Here is a 16930-nt window from a genome sequence, read left to right on the forward strand (position 1 = left end):
GGGCGCGAGCGTCAGCGGGTGGCGCGGGTGGCGAGATTCCTCGCAGCGAGCTCGTGCTCGGGCGGATAGTCCACACGGACGAGTGACAGTCCGTGCGCGGGGGCCACGGTCACCGCGCTCGACCGTGCCCCGACCGTGAGCAGATCGGCGCACCACTGCGGGGACCGGCGGCCCTCCCCCACGGCCAGGACGGCACCGACCAGCGAGCGCACCATCGACCAGCAGAAGGCATCGGCACTGACATGGGCGGTCAGGAGGTCGCCGTCGCGCTCCCAGTCGTAGCGCTGCAGGTCACGGATCGTGGTGGCACCGTCTCGACGCTTACAGAACGCGGCGAAGTCGTGCAGCCCGAGAAGCCGTCCCGACGCCTCCCGCATCGCCTCGAGGTCGACCGGCTTCGGCCACGGCACAACCTCGCGGGCGCGCAGCGGCTCGACCCCGAACGACGCTGTGCTCAACCGGTACTCGTAGTGGCGAGCCAGCGCGGAGAACCGCGCATCGAAGTCCGGCGACACAGCGGTCACCGCGCGCACGCGCACGTCCGGCGGCAGGAACCGCGCCAGCCGCCGCACCAGGCGAGCAGGCGACGGGTCGTCGCCGCGGGGATCGATGCGCGGCATCGCAGCATCGGGAACATCGACATGCGCGACCTGTCCGCTCGCGTGCACCCCGGCATCGGTGCGCCCGGCGACGGTGAGTACCAGGTCCACACCGAAGACCGCCGACAACCGCTCCTCGAGCACCCCGCACACGGTCCGCTGACCTGGCTGACGCGCCCAACCGGCGAAATCGGTTCCGTCGTAGGCGATGTCGAGACGCAAACGAACGAGCCCGCCACCGGTGTCGGTGGCGGGCTCATCAGCGTGATGCTGCGGCACGTCGATCAGGACGCGTCGTCGGACTTCTGCTGCGACTTCGGCAGCGAGTAGCCCGCGGCCTCGGCGTCGGCCTCGGTGGCGAACCAGATCTCGGGAACCGTCGCGTCGTAGAAGCGGCTTCCGGGAACGTGGTACAGCTTCGAGGACGCGTTGCCCTTGATCGGGTAACCCTCGGGCTGGCTGCCGTCCTCGAGCACGTCGTGACTGCCGGCGGCGGTCTCGGTGGCCGGGGCCTCGGCCGTCTCGGTGGCCGGAACTTCCGCCGTCTCGGTGACGTCCGCGGTCTCGGTGACCTCGGCAGCCTCGGCCGCAGCAGCGACCGGTGCAGCCTTGGACGCCTTCACACGCCGTGCGCGATCTGCCTCGCTGGTGACCGTCTGCTCGCGAACGAGTTCGATGATGGCCTGCGGCGCGTTGTCACCCTTGCGGGGAACGGTCTTGATGATCCGCGTGTAGCCGCCGGGACGCTCCGCGAACTGCGGACCGATCTCGGCGAAGAGGGTGTGCACGACATCCTTGTTGCGAATGTCCTTCATCACCTCACGACGGTGAGCCAGCGTGCCGGCCTTGGCGTGCGTGATGATCTTCTCGGCGTACGGGCGAAGGCGCTTGGCCTTGGACTCCGTGGTGGTGATGCGGCCGTGCTCGAACAGCGCCGTCGCCAGGTTGGCGAGAATCGCCTTCTGGTGCGACGCCGATCCGCCGAGACGGCGACCCTTGGTGGGCTTGGGCATGATCAATTCTCCTGGTAGGTGCTACCGAGCGCGCAGGCGCTCAGAGCTGTTCGGTCTCGGCGTAGTCCTGCTCGGCGCCATCGGAATCCGCCGACACCGAATCGCTCCAGGTACCGGTGGCGGCGTCGTAGCCGGCCACTTGACTCGGATCGAAGGTGGCGGGGCTGTCCTTGAGCGAGAGGCCGAGCGAGTGCAGCTTGACCTTGACCTCGTCGATGGACTTCTGTCCGAAGTTCCGGATGTCCAGCAGATCCGACTCGGTGCGACCGACCAGCTCGCCGACGGTGTGAACACCCTCGCGCTTGAGGCAGTTGTAGGAGCGGACGGTCAGGTCCAGATCCTCGATCGGCAGTCCGAAGGATGCAATGTGGTCGGCCTCGGCGGGCGAGGGTCCGATCTCGATGCCTTCTGCTTCGACGTTCAGCTCACGGGCGAGACCGAAGAGCTCAACCAGGGTCTTGCCCGCCGAAGCGAGCGCGTCCCGCGCGGTGATGGAGTTCTTGGTCTCCACGTCGAGAACGAGCCGATCGAAGTCGGTGCGCTGCTCGACGCGGGTGGCCTCCACCTTGTAGGTGACCTTGAGCACGGGCGAGTAGATCGAGTCGACCGGGATGCGGCCGATCTCGGCGCCGGATGCCTTGTTCTGAACGGCGGGAACGTAGCCGCGGCCGCGCTCGACGACGAGCTCGATCTCGAGCTTGCCCTTGTCGTTCAGGGTGGCGATGTGCAGATCGGGGTTGTTCACGGTGACACCGGCAGGGGGCACGATGTCACCGGCGGTGACGGTGCCCGGACCCTGCTTGCGCACGTACATCGTGACGGGCTCGTCCTCTTCCGAGCTCACGACCAGACCCTTGAGGTTGAGGATGATGTCGGTGACGTCCTCCTTGACCCCGGGCACGGTGGTGAACTCGTGCAGGACCCCGTCGATGCGAATGCTGGTGACCGCAGCGCCGGGGATCGACGACAGCAGCGTGCGACGCAGCGAGTTACCGAGGGTGTAGCCGAAACCGGGCTCGAGCGGCTCGATGACGAACTTCGAACGGTTGTCGGCGATGACCTCTTCGGTCAGCGTGGGGCGCTGTGAAATGAGCATGTGTTCCTCCTGGTGGAGCGTCCGCTATTTGACGCTCGTGGTGGGGCAGGCGAGCCTTACTTCGAGTAGTACTCGACGATCAGCTGTTCCTGCAGGGGGATGTCGATCTGCGCGCGCTCGGGCTCCTGGTGGACCAGGATGCGAAGGCGGTTCGGGACCACCTGCAGCCACCCGGGAACCGGACGCTCGCCGTAGGTCTCGCGTGCGATCTGGAAGGGCAGGGTGGCCAGCGACTTCTCGCGGACGTCGATGATGTCGTACTGCGAGACGCGGTAGCTGGGGATGTCGACCTTCTTGTTGTTGACCAAGAAGTGCCCGTGGCTGACCAGCTGACGCGCCTGACGGCGGGTGCGGGCCAGGCCGGCGCGGTAGACGACGTTGTCCAGGCGGGTCTCGAGGATGCGCAGCAGGTTCTCACCCGTCTTGCCCTTGAGGCGGTTCGCTTCCTTGTAGTAGAGCGAGAACTGCTTCTCCATGACGCCGTAGGTGAAGCGTGCCTTCTGCTTCTCCTGCAGCTGCAGCAGGTATTCGCTCTCCTTGATCCGCGCGCGACCGTGCTGGCCGGGCGGGTAGGGGCGACGCTCGAAGGCCTGATCGCCTCCGACGAGGTCGACGCGCAGTCGACGCGACTTGCGGGTGATGGGTCCGGTATAGCGAGCCATGATCTGTTGGTTCCTTCCCGCTAGACGCGACGGCGCTTGGGCGGACGGCAGCCGTTGTGCGGCTGGGGGGTGACATCGGAGATGGTGCCGACCTCGAGGCCTGCCGCCTGAAGCGAGCGGATTGCGGTCTCGCGACCGGAGCCCGGTCCCTTGACGAAGACGTCGACCTTCTTGACACCGTGCTCCTGCGCCTTGCGGGCAGCGTTCTCGGCAGCGAGCTGGGCGGCGAACGGGGTCGACTTGCGCGAACCCTTGAACCCGACGTGGCCCGACGAGGCCCACGAGATGACGTTGCCCGACGGATCGGTGATCGAGACGATGGTGTTGTTGAAGGTGCTCTTGATGTGAGCGGCGCCCAGCGGGACGTTCTTCTTGTCCCTGCGGCGTGCCTTCTGGGTCTTCTTCGGACCGGAGGTGCGTGACTTCGGGGGCATTACTTCGCCTTCTTCTTGCCGGCAATGGTGCGCTTGGGGCCCTTACGGGTGCGCGCATTGGTCTTGGTGCGCTGTCCACGAACGGGCAGACCACGACGGTGGCGAAGGCCCTGGTAGCAGCCGATCTCGATCTTGCGCCGAATGTCGGCCTGCACCTCGCGGCGCAGGTCGCCCTCGACCTTGAGGGACTCCTCGATGTACTCGCGGAGCTTGGTGAGGTCCTCGTCGGTGAGGTCCTTGCTGCGCAGGTCGGGATCGACACCGGTGGCGGCGAGGATCTCGTGCGAGCGGGTACGGCCGATGCCGTAGATGTAGGTGAGTGCGATCTCCATACGCTTCTCGCGCGGGAGATCCACACCGGCTAGACGTGCCATGTGGCGGTTCCTTAATCGTGTGCGGAGGTCTGCTCCCAGTCCGTCCCCGCGCGACCTCGGGAGTGCTCCCGAGTCGGGGCCTCGGCCTCCGCGGCCGAGGGTGTACTGCTCGCGTATGAGCAGCTGGTGCTGAGAGGTCTTCTGGTGGTGCTGGTCGAAACCGTTCCTCGAGTTGCGGGTGATCAGCCCTGACGCTGCTTGTGACGCAGGTTCTCGCAGATCACCATGACCCGTCCGTTGCGGCGGATCACCTTGCACTTCTCGCAGATCGGCTTGACGCTGGGATTGACCTTCACGTCTGTTCGATCTCCTGGTCGTGTCCGCGAGCACCGAGATGCTCGCGGACATGGTTGATCCCCGGCCGTGCGGGCCGGGGACGTCTTCGGGGTGGAGCTGGTCCTACTTGTAGCGGTAGACGATTCGACCGCGCGAGAGGTCGTACGGAGAGAGCTCGACCACGACACGATCCTCGGGAAGGATGCGGATGTAGTGCTGCCGCATCTTGCCGCTGATGTGGGCGAGAACCTTGTGTCCGTTCTCCAGCTCGATGCGAAACATCGCATTGGGCAGGGGTTCGACAACTCGACCCTCGACCTCGATTGCGCCGTCCTTCTTTGCCATGTCCTCCGCGATCCCGGCTTGTCACACCTGTCGACTCGTATCTGTCCCGCTGCGGTGCACAGCCGGATGTACGGGAGAACCGGACGAGAGCGGTGGGAGACCCACCGGAACCTGCCTGAGGACGCGCGAACAACCGGCACGTCAAACGCACCGCCTCGCCATGTTACCGGCATACGAGCCCACGGCCAAATAACCGGCGCAGGCTCGTACACGCCGACGCCGGGACAGGCGCAGCACCGCCGCGAATCCTCGACCCGCGGACCCTGGATCGCAAACCCTACGACACGGCGGCCCGACCCGCACGACCAATACGATGGCGGCATGGCCGAGACGGGACGCATCGAGAAGGCACTGACCGCGATGCTCGAGGGCGGCACCAAGCTCCAGGGCCCCGCCGTGGACAAGTACGTGTGGCGGCTGCGTCGGGCGAACCCGACCGAGAGCCCACAGCAGATCATCGACCGGATGGAGCGGCTCTTCATCCTCTCGGTGACCGGCGCGGGCGGCGCCGCCGGAGCGGCGGCGGCGGTTCCAGGGATCGGCACGGTGGCCGCGATCGGGGCCATCGGGGCCGAGACGGCTCTGTTCCTGGAGGCGTCGGCACTGTTCACACTGGGCGTGGCGTCGGTGCACGGCATCCCGGTCAGTGACCTCGAACAGCGCAAGGCCCTGGTTCTGGCGGTCGCCCTGGGCGAGTCGGGGCGGCAGATCGTGCGCCGAACGGTCGGGCCGGACGGCGCCCGGGTGGGAGCACTGATCGCCGGGCGTGCGGCCGGGATCGACATGAAGGGCCTGAACCGAACGCTGCTGAAGAAGTTCGTCGCCAAGTACGCAGCCCGTCGCGGCGCACTGTCCCTGGGGACGCTGTTGCCGGCCGGAATCGGCGCTGTTGTCGGTGGCGTCGGCAACCGTGCGCTGGGCGGGGGCGTGGTGGCCAACGCCCGCGAGACATTCGGACCGCCACCGCTGTCCTGGGCCACCGCCCCGGGAGTGATCGACGATCAACCACAGGAGAAGATCCGATGAGCGAGAGCACCACACCCCCTCTGGGTACGCACGGCGTCTGGGTGACCCGGTTCGGGCCCGTCGCCGACATCGCGCGGGAAACGGAGTCCCTCGGATACGGCGCCCTGTGGATCGGCGGCTCCGAGCCGGCCGACCTGGCCACCGTCGGGAAGGCGCTGGCCGCGACCGACACCCTCACCATCGCCACGGGCATAGTCAACATCTGGACCGCCGACGCGTCCGAGGTGGCGGCGTCCTACCACCGGCTCGAGCGCGAGCACCCCGGACGATTCCTGCTCGGCATCGGCGTCGGTCACCCCGAGGCGACCACCGAGTACGTCAAGCCCTACGCGGCGCTGGTGAACTACCTCGACGTGCTCGACCACGAGGGCGTACCGGCAGGGCGCCGCGTGCTGGCCGCACTCGGGCCCAAGGTTCTCGGGCTCGCGGCCGAGCGCTCCGCGGGCGCCCACCCGTACCTGACCACCCCCGAGCACACCGCGGGTGCCCGCGAGATCCTCGGACCAGGCAAGGCGCTGGCCTGCGAACACAAAGTGGTTCTCGAAACCGATCCCGAACGGGCCCGCGCAATCGGGCGGCCACCGGTGAACATGCCCTACCTGCAGCTACGCAACTACACCAGCAACCTCGAGCGTCTGGGCTACACGCCGGAGGAGATCGGCGGCGGTGGCAGCGATCGGCTGATCGACGCGCTCGTGGCACACGGATCGGCCGAGGATGTACTCGACAAGGTCGACCGGCACCTGAGCAACGGCGCCGACCACGTGTGCCTGCACGTGCTTCCCGACACCGAGGACCCGCTGCCCTCGCTTCGAGCCGTCTCCGAGGTGTTGGCCCGCAGGTAACCTGAACCGACACTCGCCAGCCACCCCCCATCAGGGAGTTCATGTGACATACGGCTACCCGGTCGGCCAGGGCCCCACGGTCCCACCGGGATCACCCGCCCCCGGCCACGGAGCCACCCAGCCGCCGGTCGCTCCCTCCGGGTGGACCCCTGCCCTCGACGTTCGTGGGCTGACCAAGGCGTTCGGTGGCGTGCCCGCCGTCACCGACCTGACCTTCGCGGTCACCCGGGGAACCATCACCGGGTTCCTCGGGCCCAACGGGTCGGGCAAGTCGACCACGCTGCGAATGCTGGTGGGGCTCGTTCGCCCCGACGCCGGCCTCGCCCTCGTCAACGGGACCTCCTACACCTCGCTGGCCAACCCGGCCCGCGTGGTCGGATCCATTCTCGACGCGCAGAGCATCCACCCCAAGCGCACCGCACGCCAGCACCTGCGTCTGTACACGCCGCTGCTGGGCCTGCCGGACTCGCGCGCGGATCAGGTGCTCGACATCGTGGGCCTGACGCCGGTGGCCGATCGCGAAGCGGGGGCGTTCTCACTCGGTATGAAGCAGCGGTTGGCGCTGGCGACGGCCCTGCTCGGTGATCCCGAGATCCTGGTTCTCGACGAGCCGTCCAACGGTCTCGATCCCCAGGGCATCGCCTGGCTGCGCGAGTTCCTGCGCACCTTTGCGCGCACCGGTCGCACGGTGCTGGTCTCGAGTCACCTGATCCGCGAGATCGAGCAGCTCGTCGACCATCTGGTCATCATCAGCGCCGGTGCACTGGTGTTCTCGGGCAGCGTCGAACAACTCCGCGGCAACCGCACCAGTCGAACTCTCGTGGCGGCGGCCGACCCCTCGGCGCTCGCCCTGGCACTGGCCGCCAACGCGATCACCGACGCCCACATCGCCGAGGACGGGCGCCTGGTGGTGGTCGGCAGCTCCGAAGCGGCCGTCAGAGCGGTGGCCGACGGCGCCTCGATCACGGTGTTCGGAGTGCAGGAGGAGGCCATCGACCTCGAGCAGGTGTTCCTGTCGCTGACGACGCCGCAGTACGTCGGTCACGGCGCGGCGCCCACCCCACCGGTGCCACCACCGCCGCCGCACTGGGGGCCACCCGGCACCGGCCAGGGTCAGCTGTGGGCCGGACAGGGTCAGCAGTGGGGGGGACCGGCGCGATGACCACCATCTCGTTCTCCGCCCTGCTGACCTCCGAACTCCGCAAGGTCACGAGCCTGAAGTTCTGGTGGCTGCTGCTGATCGCCCCCGTGGTGATCGGTGGGACCGCGAGCCTGGTGTTCGGCGCCATCGTCAGCGACATCGGGGACAGCGGCCTCCGGCGCGACACCGTGGCCCTACTGGCGGCCGGACTGTATTTCGCCATCGCCGCGACCTTGCTGTTCGTGAGCGTCTTCGGCGCGATCAACGCCGCGGGCGAGACGCGCCATCGCACCCTGGCCACCACGTTCCTCATCAGCGGCAATCGCAACGCCGTCATCGCTGCGAAGTTCCTGGTCACCGCCCTGGTCGGGCTGGGGTACGCGTTGGCGACCCAAACGGTGAGCATCGCGATCATGCTGGCGTTCAACATCGGCAACTTCCAGCTCACCACCGAGATCGTCTCGATTTTCCTGATCGGGCTGGTTCTGGCGCCGATCTGGGCGGTGATCGGCGGTGGGCTGGGGATGCTCTTCGGCTCACCGGTGATGGCGTCGCTGGTCCTGATCCTGTGGGTGCCCTTCGGTGAGGGTCTCGCGCGACTGCTGATCAATCAGGCGGACGCGCAGTTCCTGGCGCTGCCTCTCCCGACTGCCGCGAGTGTCTCGGTGCTCGCCGTCGGCCAGCAGACCTCGTCGGACGTGCTGCTGCCCTTCGGTTCCGGCCTGATCGCCATCACGACATGGGCGGTTCTGATCGCCGGGGCCGGGTGGTACCGAACAGCGTCGAGAGACATCATCTGAGGGTTCGCAGACATCATCCGAGGTTTGTCGGATCACCGGTGGAGCGGTGACACCACTCACAGGGCGCGGCCCGAGTGCCGGACACCGGGCCGTAGGTCTAGCCTGGCAGGGAGCGCGGGTAGATGCACAGAACGAGACGGAAACGAGGCGAATTTCTGCCGTGAGCAGCAGTTCTACATCCCAGTTCGGACAGAACCAGTGGCTGGTCGACGAAATGTACCAGCGCTACCTCAAGGACCCCAACTCGGTGGACTCGAGCTGGCACGAGTTCCTCACCGAGTATGCGCCGGAGACCGCCGGCCTGTCCGGTAACGGCCACGCCGGGTCCACCAACGGCAGCGCCGCGCAGTCGGTGGCCGCCCCGCCGATCCCCCCGGCCCCTCCTGCCCCTACCCCCGCAGCCCCGGCCCCCGCTGCCCCTACCCCCGCAGCACCAGCCGCCCCGGCCGCTGCCAAGACAGCCACTGCGCCGGCTGCGACCGCTGCACCAGCGCCCACCGCAGCACCGACACCCAAGCCTGCGTCGGCCGCACCGGAGGCAGAGGGCAGTTCGTCGACCGTCCTGCGCGGCGCCGCAGCGGCTGTGGCGCGCAACATGTCCGCCTCGCTCCAGATACCCACCGCCACGTCGGTTCGGGCGATCCCCGCGAAGCTGATGATCGACAACCGCCTGGTGATCAACAATCACCTCGCCCGCACTCGGGGCGGGAAGATCTCCTTCACACATCTGCTCGGATACGCCATCGTCCAGGCGGTCAAGGCGTTCCCCAACATGAATCGGCACTTCACCGAGGTGGACGGCAAGCCCACCGCGGTGACCCCGGCATCGACCAACCTCGGGCTCGCCATCGACCTGCCCGGTAAGGACGGCAGCCGCTCGCTGGTCGTCGCCGCCATCAAGGGCTGCGAAGCGATGTCCTTCACGCAGTTCCATGCCGCGTACGAGGACATCGTCCGGCGAGCCCGCGACGGCAAGCTCACCGCCGCCGATTTCGCCGGCGTCACCATCTCGCTCACCAACCCCGGCACCATCGGCACCGTGCACTCGGTGCCGCGCCTGATGCAGGGTCAGGGCGCGATCATCGGCGCGGGCGCCATGGAGTACCCGGCCGAGTTCCAGGGAGCGAGCGACGAGCGCCTCGCCGAGATGGGCGTGGGCAAGCTGATGACGCTGACCTCCACCTACGACCACCGCATCATTCAGGGCGCCGAGTCGGGCGACTTCCTGCGGACCATTCACAACCTGCTGATCAGTGACGAGTTCTACGACGAGATCTTCCACGGGCTCTCCATTCCCTACGAGCCGATCCGTTGGCGCCAGGATCTGCCCGAGGGAACGATCGACAAGAACACCCGGGTCCTCGAACTCATTGCGGCGTACCGCAACCGCGGCCACCTGATGGCCGACACGGACCCGCTGCAGCTCGAGCGCGACAAGTTCCGGATGCACCCCGACCTGGACGTGATCAGCCACGATCTCACGCTGTGGGATCTCGACCGCGAGTTCAAGGTGGGCGGGTTCCACGGGCACGACCGCATGAAGCTGCGGGACGTGCTGAGCGTGCTGCGTGACTCCTACTGCCGCCACGTCGGCGTGGAGTACACCCACATCCTCGAGACCGAGCAGGTTGCCTGGCTGCAGGAGCGGGTCGAAGCCAAGCACGTCAAACCCACTGTGGCGCAGCAGAAGTACATCCTCTCGCGGCTGAACGCGGCGGAAGCCTTCGAGACCTTCCTGGGCACCAAGTACGTCGGCCAGAAGCGGTTCTCGCTCGAGGGCGCCGAGGCGGTGATCCCCATGATGGACGCCGTGATCGACCAGTGCGCGGAGTACCAACTCGACGAGGTGGTCATCGGTATGCCGCACCGCGGCCGCCTGAACGTGCTCGCCAACATCGTGGGCAAGCCCTACTCGAAGATCTTCACCGAGTTCGAGGGCAACATGAATCCCGCTGCAGCCCACGGCTCCGGCGACGTCAAGTACCACCTCGGCGCCGAGGGCACCTACATCCAGATGTTCGGTGACAACGACATCAAGGTCTCGCTCACCGCGAACCCGTCGCACCTCGAGGCGGTCGACCCGGTGCTCGAGGGCATCGTCCGAGCCAAGCAGGACTTGCTGAACAAGGGCCAGGGCCCCGGCGGGTACTCGGTTCTGGCACTGATGCTGCACGGCGACGCCGCGTTCGCCGGGCAGGGTGTGGTGGCCGAGACCCTGAACCTGTCCGGGCTCAAGGGATTCCGCACCGGCGGCACCGTGCACATCGTGGTCAACAACCAGGTGGGCTTCACCACCTCGCCGAAGAGCTCGCGCACCTCCGAGTACTGCACCGACGTGGCGAAGATGATCTCGGCGCCGATCTTCCACGTCAACGGCGACGACCCCGAGGCGTGCGTGTGGGTGGCCCAGCTCGCGGTGGACTACCGCCAGAAGTTCGGCAAGGACGTCATCATCGACATGATCTGCTACCGCCGACGCGGACACAACGAGGGCGACGACCCCTCGATGACGCAGCCGGCGATGTACGACGTGATCGACACCAAGCGCAGTGTTCGCAAGAGCTACACCGAGTCGCTCATCGGTCGCGGCGACATCTCCCTCAAGGAGGCAGAGGACGCCCTGCGCGACTACCAGGGTCAGCTCGAACGAGTCTTCAACGAGGTCCGCGAGCTCGAGAAGTATCAACCCGAGCCCAGCGAATCGGTGGAGCTCGACCAGAAGATCCCGGTCAAGCTCACCACGGCCGTCGACAAGAGTGTGCTGCACCGGATCGGCGAGGCCTTCGTCGACGTTCCCGACGGCTTCACGGTGCACCCCAGGGTCAAGCCCGTTCTCGACAAGCGTCGCGAGATGTCGCAGGACGGGAAGATCGACTGGGCCTTCGGCGAGCTTCTGGCCCTGGGCTCCCTTGTCGACGAGGGTCATCTGGTGCGCTTCGCCGGTCAGGACTCGAGACGCGGCACCTTCACCCAGCGCCACGCGACGATCATCGACCGCAAGACCGGCGAGGAGTACACCCCGCTGGCCAACCTGGGCGGTTCCCCCGACGGCAAGTTCCTGATCTACGACTCCGCCCTGAGCGAGTACGCCGCGGTGGGCTTCGAGTACGGCTACTCCGTGGGCAACCCGGATGCGCTGGTGCTGTGGGAGGCGCAGTTCGGCGACTTCGTCAACGGCGCGCAGTCGATCATCGACGAGTTCATCTCCTCCGGCGAGGCCAAGTGGGGCCAGCTCTCCGACGTGGTGCTGCTGCTGCCGCACGGTCACGAGGGGCAGGGCCCGGACCACACCTCGGGGCGAATCGAGCGCTTCCTGCAGCTGTGCGCGGAAAGTTCGATGACGGTGGCGGTTCCGTCGACCCCCGCCAACTACTTCCACCTCCTGCGCCGCCACGCACGGGACGGCATTCGGCGCCCGCTGATCGTGTTCACCCCGAAGTCGATGCTGCGCAACAAGGCCGCGGTGAGCAACATCGAGGACTTCACCGAGGGCAAGTTCCACTCGGTGTTCGACGAGCCCACCTACGAGTCGGGCACCGGCGACCGGGGCGCGGTCACCCGCGTGCTCATGGTCAGCGGCAAGCTGTACTACGAACTGCTCGCCCGCAAGCAGCGCGACAACCGCACCGACGTGGCGATCGTGCGGATCGAGCAGCTGTACCCGATCCCGACCCGTCGAATCGCCGAGACGCTCGGCAACTTCCCCAACGCCACCGATTTCCGGTGGGTACAGGAGGAGCCGGCGAACCAGGGTGCCTGGCCGACCTTCGGCCTTGCGTTCCCGGAACTGCTGCCCGACAAGCTGTCCGGCATCCGGCGGGTCTCCAGGCGGCCCATGTCGGCGCCGTCGTCGGGGTCGTCGAAGGTGCACGCCGTCGAGCAGCAGGAGATCATCGACGAGGCGTTCGGCGACTGACACCCGAGCCCACCCATGCTGCCGCTGCGCCGGGTCGAGTTCACCCCCCGGGGTGGATTCGACCGGGCGTCGTGGTACCTGGAGCTACCTGTCGTCGACGAAATCATCAGGTACGGACTCGATTTCGACACCCCGGTCACCGTTCTGGTAGGTGAGAACGGCACTGGGAAGTCGACGGTGATGGAGGCTCTCGCGGGGTGTTGGACACGGACGTTCCATGGCGCCCAGGATGCCCTCTGGTCCGGCCCCGGCGGGCGTTCCGACGCTGACCTGGGCTCACACCTCACGTGGTCCGGAATGCGTCCGCAACCCTACGGAGGGGGCTTCCTGCGGGCGGAGACGATGCACGCGGCGTTCGAAGCCGCCGACTCTCGGCGAGTCCGCCCGCACGACGTCGAACTCAACGCGCTCTCACACGGGCAGTCGTTCCTGCGCTATGTCGCGGACCGACCCGTCGGCGTCGGTCTGTGGTTGATGGACGAGCCGGAGTCGGCCCTGTCGTTCCACGCCACGCTCGCCCTCATGTCGGTGATGACCGACCTGGTTGCCGAGGGTTCGCAGGTGGTCCTGGCAACGCACTCGCCCCTGCTGGCAGCCTTTCCCGGAGCCACCGTCCTCGAGGCCGGCGACGACGGATTCACCGCGACGACGTGGGCCGAGACGAGCTTGGCGCAGAACTGGTCGCGGTTCTTCGACTCACCCGAGCAGTACCTGCGGCATCTCTGAGTCGAGTGCGGTCTCAGACCTTCGGCGGGGCCGGAAGGGTGACCACCTGGCCGGCGTACGACAACCCGGCGCCGAACCCGAGGAGCAGCGCGGTGTCGCCCTCCTTGGACTTGCCCGTCCGCAGAACCTCTTCCACCGCAAGGGGAATCGAGGCGGCCGAGGTGTTGCCGGACTCGGCGATGTCGTTGGCGACCGGCACGTCGTCGCCGAGATCGAGGCTGCGGGCGAGCAGGTCGGTGATACGCGAGTTCGCTTGATGCGGGACGAAGACATCGAGATCGGCGGCGGTGATCCCCGCCTTCTCGATGGCCTGCTTGGCCACCTTCGCCATCTCGAACGCTGCCCAGCGGAAGACGGCGATACCCGTCATGGCGATCCACGGACGCTCGGTCTCGAGGTTCTTCTCCCGATCACGGAAGAACTCGAGCCAGTCGCGGTCCTGCTTGATCGCGTCGGACTGCGAACCGTCCGAACCCCACACCACGGGTCCGATCCCCGGCTCGTCGCTCACGCCGACCACCATGGCGCCGGCGCCGTCGCCGAAGATCATGCGTGTGCCGCGGTCGTCGGGGCGGGTGGTCACCGACAGCTGTTCGGTGCCGATGACGAGCACTGTGTCCTCGCCGCCCGTGCGCACCATGTCCGACGCGAGCGAGAGCGCGTAACAGAAACCGGCACAGCCGGCACCGACATCGAAGGCGCCCGGACCGGACGTGCCGAGTTCGTGCGCCACCATCGACGCGGCGGGCGGGGTGAGCAGCAGATGCGTCGACGTGGCGACGATGACGCAGCCCACGTCGGCCGCGTCGACCCCGGCGTTCTCGAGGGCGCGGCGACCTGCCTCGACCGACATCGACACCACGTTCTCGCTGTCACTGGCGAAACGACGGCTCTCGATACCGGTACGGGAGCGGATCCACTCGTCCGTCGAGTCGATCGTCTCGCAGATCTCCGCATTGGTGACCACGCGCTCGGGCCGGAACACGCCGATGCCGAGGATGCCCGAGTGTCGGGTGACGGTGTTCACCGTGATCTGCGCGCCCATGGCGTAGCTGCCCTTTCCCGCCGACGTCTATCGGTCGTTCGGCGATCACCGTATCCCGGGTGCGACCGGCGTCACCCGGTTGGGCCACCGGGACCGGGGGTCACCCAGCGGGACTGCGAACCTTGCCCGGCGCCTACTGCACGGTAAGGTCGGCCCATCGTGGACACGAGGACGGCGGAGGGCGGTACGCAGTGAGGTCATTCGAAGGCAAGGTCGCCGTGATCACCGGCGCCGGCTCGGGGATCGGGCGCGCCCTGGCACTCGAACTCGCTCGGCGGGGTGCCAGGCTCGCGCTCTCGGACGTCGACGTCGAGGGACTGGCCGAGACCGGCAGGCTGGTCGAGGCGGCCGGGGCCGAGGTGCGCACCGACCGTCTCGACGTCACCGAGCGCGAAGCCGTCATCGCCTATGCCGACGCCATCGCCGAGCACTACGGCGTGATCCACCAGATCTACAACAACGCCGGCATCGCCTACCACGGTGACGTTCTGAACTCGGAGTTCAAGGACATCGAGCGCATCGTCGACGTCGACTTCTGGGGCGTGGTCAACGGCACCAAGGTCTTCCTGCCCCACCTCATCGCCTCCGGCGACGGCCACGTCGTCAACATTTCCAGCCTGTTCGGTCTGCTGGCCATGCCCTCGCAGTCGGCCTACAACGCCGCCAAGTTCGCCGTCCGTGGGTTCACCGAGGCCCTGCGCCTCGAGATGCTCATGGGCAAGCAGCCCGTGGCCGTCACGTGTGTGCACCCCGGAGGCATCAAGACCGCCATCGCGCGCAATGCCACCGTGGGCGCCGGGTACGACCAGTCCAACGTCGCGTCGACCTTCGACAACAAGCTCACCTTCACCACGGCCGAGAGCGCCGCCAAGACCATCGTCCGCGGCGTCGCCCGGCGCAAGCCGCGAGTGATCGTCGGGTACGACGCGGTCGTCCTCGACATGTTCGTGCGGGTGACCGCCTCGTGGTATCAGCGCGTGGTGGCCACCGTCGCCGGCCGCGTCGCCCCGAAGCAGTCGCTGTGAGGAACTCGTTCAGCAAGCCACCGATCGTGGCGCCCCTGCCCAAGGTGGTCGCGTTCCTGGGCCCGATGTACAAGATCATCCTGCACCCGAAGCTGAGCTTCAAGAACCAGCGCCGCCTGATGAAGCTCGCCGCCGTCATCCAGCCGGTGCCGCTGAACACCCGCAAGCAGAAGATCACGATCGACAAGGTCCCGGTGGAACGGGTGACGGTGGGCGACGGCAATCACGACACCGCGATCGTCTATCTGCACGGCGGCTCGTACACGGTGGGATCGCCGTACACGCACCGCCCGCTGACCGCCACCCTCGCGGAATACACCGACAGCGTGGCGTACGTGGTCGACTACCGGCTCGCCCCCGAGCATCCGTACCCGGCAGGCCTCGACGACGCCGAAGCCGTGTGGGACGCGCTCATCGCCCACCACGGGTACACACCCGACCGACTGTGCATCGCCGGCGACTCTGCCGGCGGCGGGCTGGCCGCTGCTCTGGCCAGACGCGTGGTGGACAAGGGTGAGGTCCCCTCGTCGCTGGTGCTGCTGGCACCGTGGGTCGATCCGGTGTCCGTGGCACCGGAGTTCAAGCGGGACCTGGTGGTCAACACCGGATGGTCGGGAGCGTCCGCGAAGGCGTACCTGGGCGACGGCGATCCGTACGATCCCGGCTACGCACCGATGCGCTCACGCCTCGACGGTCTACCGCCGACCATCGTGCACGCCGCCACCACCGAGTTGCTGCACGACGAGGTGGTCGAGTTCGTCGGGAAACTGCGCGCGGCGAAGGTCGACGTGACCTACACCGAGTACCCCGACCTCTGGCACGTCGCCCACCTGCAGGCGACCATCATGCGCGAAGCCGACGACGCAGTGCGCGACCTCGCCCGATTCATCACCGCGCGCTTCGAGGCGAGCCGGTCCTGACGCCCGGTCACAGGGGCCGACCGGCGAGCCAGTCGCCGGTGACGCGGTCGACGGATTCACCGGCGTCGACTCGTCGCACCATGCTCGTCAGGTCGGTGGTGGTCAGCTCACCCGCCACGACGCCGAGAGCGTCGTCCAGGCGCCGGGCCAGGGGGTTGCTGCGCAGGAGCGGCACCACGAACTGGGCACGTTCGATCGATACCGCCGCCGCCGATCCCGGGGACGCGGGACGCTGCGCGAGAGTTCGATCGGTGATCGTCAGCCAACTCGGCAGGGCGCGCCCGAGAGCGCTGTACACCTCGTCGGCGGTGGTGGCCGCGGCGGAGCGGTCGAAGGAATCGAGCAACTCGCCGGTGAACCCCGCATAGAAGTCCGCGCGCCCGGTCGCAATCTGCTCGACGGCGGCGGCGGGGTCGGCGGCCGCGGGTGCCAGCGTCGTTCGCGCTCCGGCGGCCTGCAGCGCACCCGCATAGAGGTGAGCGAGCACCTGCGAGACCACCCGGCCGTCCGATGCGACGGTGATCGCCGGGTTCGGGTCCTGCGGTGCCGGTGGGGAGCTGCACGCGCAGAGCAGCACGGCCAGCGCCGACAGGGCCGCGGCAATCCGCGTCCGGTACCCGTGCATCTCCCCCACTTTCGATCGTCCTGCGCTGGAATCACTGTCGTGTCCGACGCCATCGTTACACT

Annotated in this window: 18 protein-coding genes and 1 pseudogene; 9 read left to right on the forward strand and 10 right to left on the reverse strand. The window is 67.6% G+C overall.

The window, feature by feature from the left end; translation table 11 throughout:
* Nucleotides 1-11: 11 nt before the first annotated feature.
* From truA to infA, 8 genes are all read right to left on the reverse strand, one after another.
* Nucleotides 12-878: a tRNA pseudouridine(38-40) synthase TruA gene (gene truA, locus ACY48E_RS12470; RefSeq protein ID WP_462872518.1), complete on the reverse strand. Its 867-nt coding sequence runs from the start codon at nt 876-878 to the stop codon at nt 12-14.
* A 5-nt stretch (nt 879-883) separates the two neighbouring features.
* Nucleotides 884-1612 carry a 50S ribosomal protein L17, sunset domain variant gene (gene rplQ, locus ACY48E_RS12475; RefSeq protein ID WP_462872520.1) on the reverse strand — a complete coding sequence of 243 codons (729 nt, stop codon included), beginning with the start codon at nt 1610-1612 and terminating at the stop codon, nt 884-886.
* Nucleotides 1613-1652: 40 nt separating this feature from the next.
* Nucleotides 1653-2708 (reverse strand): DNA-directed RNA polymerase subunit alpha, encoded by a 1056-nt coding sequence (locus ACY48E_RS12480; protein WP_462872521.1) that lies wholly within the window; start codon nt 2706-2708, stop codon nt 1653-1655.
* A gap of 56 nt (nt 2709-2764) precedes the next feature.
* Nucleotides 2765-3370, reverse strand: a complete 606-nt coding sequence (rpsD, locus tag ACY48E_RS12485; RefSeq protein ID WP_462872522.1) for a 30S ribosomal protein S4 — start codon at nt 3368-3370, stop codon at nt 2765-2767.
* 20 nt (nt 3371-3390) lie between these two features.
* Nucleotides 3391-3804: a 30S ribosomal protein S11 gene (gene rpsK, locus ACY48E_RS12490; protein WP_462872523.1), complete on the reverse strand. Its 414-nt coding sequence runs from the start codon at nt 3802-3804 to the stop codon at nt 3391-3393.
* Entirely contained in the window at nt 3804-4178 is a 375-nt protein-coding gene (rpsM, locus tag ACY48E_RS12495; RefSeq protein ID WP_462872524.1) for a 30S ribosomal protein S13, read from the reverse strand. Before rpsM ends, rpsK begins: the two co-directional genes overlap by 1 nt.
* Nucleotides 4179-4360: 182 nt before the next feature.
* Nucleotides 4361-4474, reverse strand: coding sequence for a 50S ribosomal protein L36 (rpmJ, locus tag ACY48E_RS12500; protein WP_024332746.1), 114 nt, complete (start codon nt 4472-4474; stop codon nt 4361-4363).
* Nucleotides 4475-4577: 103 nt separating this feature from the next.
* Nucleotides 4578-4799, reverse strand: a complete 222-nt coding sequence (gene infA / locus ACY48E_RS12505; RefSeq protein ID WP_003418601.1) for a translation initiation factor IF-1 — start codon at nt 4797-4799, stop codon at nt 4578-4580.
* A 321-nt stretch (nt 4800-5120) separates the two neighbouring features.
* Between infA and ACY48E_RS12510 the strand changes: the two genes are divergently transcribed.
* From ACY48E_RS12510 to ACY48E_RS12540, 7 genes and pseudogenes are all read left to right on the forward strand, one after another.
* The gene (locus tag ACY48E_RS12510) at nt 5121-5825 is read left to right on the forward strand and encodes a hypothetical protein (RefSeq protein ID WP_462872526.1); all 705 of its coding nucleotides are present in this window, start codon (nt 5121-5123) and stop codon (nt 5823-5825) included.
* Nucleotides 5822-6670: an LLM class F420-dependent oxidoreductase gene (locus ACY48E_RS12515; protein ID WP_462872527.1), complete on the forward strand. Its 849-nt coding sequence runs from the start codon at nt 5822-5824 to the stop codon at nt 6668-6670. The genes ACY48E_RS12510 and ACY48E_RS12515 overlap by 4 nt, the downstream gene beginning before the upstream one ends.
* A 169-nt stretch (nt 6671-6839) precedes the next feature.
* Nucleotides 6840-7832, forward strand: coding sequence for an ATP-binding cassette domain-containing protein (locus tag ACY48E_RS12520; RefSeq protein ID WP_462872639.1), 993 nt, complete (start codon nt 6840-6842; stop codon nt 7830-7832).
* Complete coding sequence (locus tag ACY48E_RS12525; protein ID WP_462872528.1) at nt 7829-8611, forward strand: ABC transporter permease; 783 nt, start codon at nt 7829-7831, stop codon at nt 8609-8611. Before ACY48E_RS12520 ends, ACY48E_RS12525 begins: the two co-directional genes overlap by 4 nt.
* A gap of 160 nt (nt 8612-8771) precedes the next feature.
* The gene (locus ACY48E_RS12530; RefSeq protein ID WP_462872529.1) at nt 8772-12527 is read left to right on the forward strand and encodes a multifunctional oxoglutarate decarboxylase/oxoglutarate dehydrogenase thiamine pyrophosphate-binding subunit/dihydrolipoyllysine-residue succinyltransferase subunit; all 3756 of its coding nucleotides are present in this window, start codon (nt 8772-8774) and stop codon (nt 12525-12527) included.
* 15 nt (nt 12528-12542) lie between these two features.
* A pseudogene (locus ACY48E_RS12535) lies at nt 12543-12728 on the forward strand (AAA family ATPase); the annotation flags it as partial.
* 96 nt (nt 12729-12824) lie between these two features.
* Complete coding sequence (locus ACY48E_RS12540; protein WP_462872640.1) at nt 12825-13253, forward strand: AAA family ATPase; 429 nt, start codon at nt 12825-12827, stop codon at nt 13251-13253.
* A gap of 13 nt (nt 13254-13266) precedes the next feature.
* On the opposite strand, the gene ACY48E_RS12545 is transcribed toward ACY48E_RS12540, so the two are convergent.
* Nucleotides 13267-14298: a beta-ketoacyl-ACP synthase III gene (locus ACY48E_RS12545; RefSeq protein WP_462872530.1), complete on the reverse strand. Its 1032-nt coding sequence runs from the start codon at nt 14296-14298 to the stop codon at nt 13267-13269.
* 191 nt (nt 14299-14489) lie between these two features.
* On the opposite strand from ACY48E_RS12545, the gene ACY48E_RS12550 reads away from it, so the two are divergent.
* Nucleotides 14490-15323: an SDR family NAD(P)-dependent oxidoreductase gene (locus ACY48E_RS12550; protein WP_462872531.1), complete on the forward strand. Its 834-nt coding sequence runs from the start codon at nt 14490-14492 to the stop codon at nt 15321-15323.
* A gap of 65 nt (nt 15324-15388) precedes the next feature.
* Nucleotides 15389-16243: an alpha/beta hydrolase fold domain-containing protein gene (locus ACY48E_RS12555; protein WP_462872641.1), complete on the forward strand. Its 855-nt coding sequence runs from the start codon at nt 15389-15391 to the stop codon at nt 16241-16243.
* Nucleotides 16244-16250: 7 nt separating this feature from the next.
* Here ACY48E_RS12555 and ACY48E_RS12560 read toward each other — a convergent pair whose 3' ends face one another.
* Nucleotides 16251-16868, reverse strand: coding sequence for a glycine betaine ABC transporter substrate-binding protein (locus tag ACY48E_RS12560; protein ID WP_462872532.1), 618 nt, complete (start codon nt 16866-16868; stop codon nt 16251-16253).
* Between the last annotated feature and the right edge of the window lie 62 nt (nt 16869-16930).

The organism is Rhodococcus sp. AZ1 (assembly GCF_054979605.1).

What these genes read in the sequence shown, in the direction of transcription:
- ACY48E_RS12540 (WP_462872640.1), top strand. Translation starts at nt 12,825, where the DNA reads ATGCGTCCGCAACCCTACGGAGGGGGCTTCCTGCGGGCGGAGACGATG.
- ACY48E_RS12560 (WP_462872532.1), bottom strand. Translation starts at nt 16,868, where the DNA reads ATGCACGGGTACCGGACGCGGATTGCCGCGGCCCTGTCGGCGCTGGCC.
- infA (WP_003418601.1), bottom strand. Translation starts at nt 4,799, where the DNA reads ATGGCAAAGAAGGACGGCGCAATCGAGGTCGAGGGTCGAGTTGTCGAA.
- rpsM (WP_462872524.1), bottom strand. Translation starts at nt 4,178, where the DNA reads ATGGCACGTCTAGCCGGTGTGGATCTCCCGCGCGAGAAGCGTATGGAG.
- ACY48E_RS12480 (WP_462872521.1), bottom strand. Translation starts at nt 2,708, where the DNA reads ATGCTCATTTCACAGCGCCCCACGCTGACCGAAGAGGTCATCGCCGAC.
- rpsD (WP_462872522.1), bottom strand. Translation starts at nt 3,370, where the DNA reads ATGGCTCGCTATACCGGACCCATCACCCGCAAGTCGCGTCGACTGCGC.
- rpsK (WP_462872523.1), bottom strand. Translation starts at nt 3,804, where the DNA reads ATGCCCCCGAAGTCACGCACCTCCGGTCCGAAGAAGACCCAGAAGGCA.
- ACY48E_RS12515 (WP_462872527.1), top strand. Translation starts at nt 5,822, where the DNA reads ATGAGCGAGAGCACCACACCCCCTCTGGGTACGCACGGCGTCTGGGTG.
- ACY48E_RS12525 (WP_462872528.1), top strand. Translation starts at nt 7,829, where the DNA reads ATGACCACCATCTCGTTCTCCGCCCTGCTGACCTCCGAACTCCGCAAG.
- ACY48E_RS12555 (WP_462872641.1), top strand. Translation starts at nt 15,389, where the DNA reads ATGTACAAGATCATCCTGCACCCGAAGCTGAGCTTCAAGAACCAGCGC.
- rplQ (WP_462872520.1), bottom strand. Translation starts at nt 1,612, where the DNA reads ATGCCCAAGCCCACCAAGGGTCGCCGTCTCGGCGGATCGGCGTCGCAC.
- ACY48E_RS12510 (WP_462872526.1), top strand. Translation starts at nt 5,121, where the DNA reads ATGGCCGAGACGGGACGCATCGAGAAGGCACTGACCGCGATGCTCGAG.
- ACY48E_RS12545 (WP_462872530.1), bottom strand. Translation starts at nt 14,298, where the DNA reads ATGGGCGCGCAGATCACGGTGAACACCGTCACCCGACACTCGGGCATC.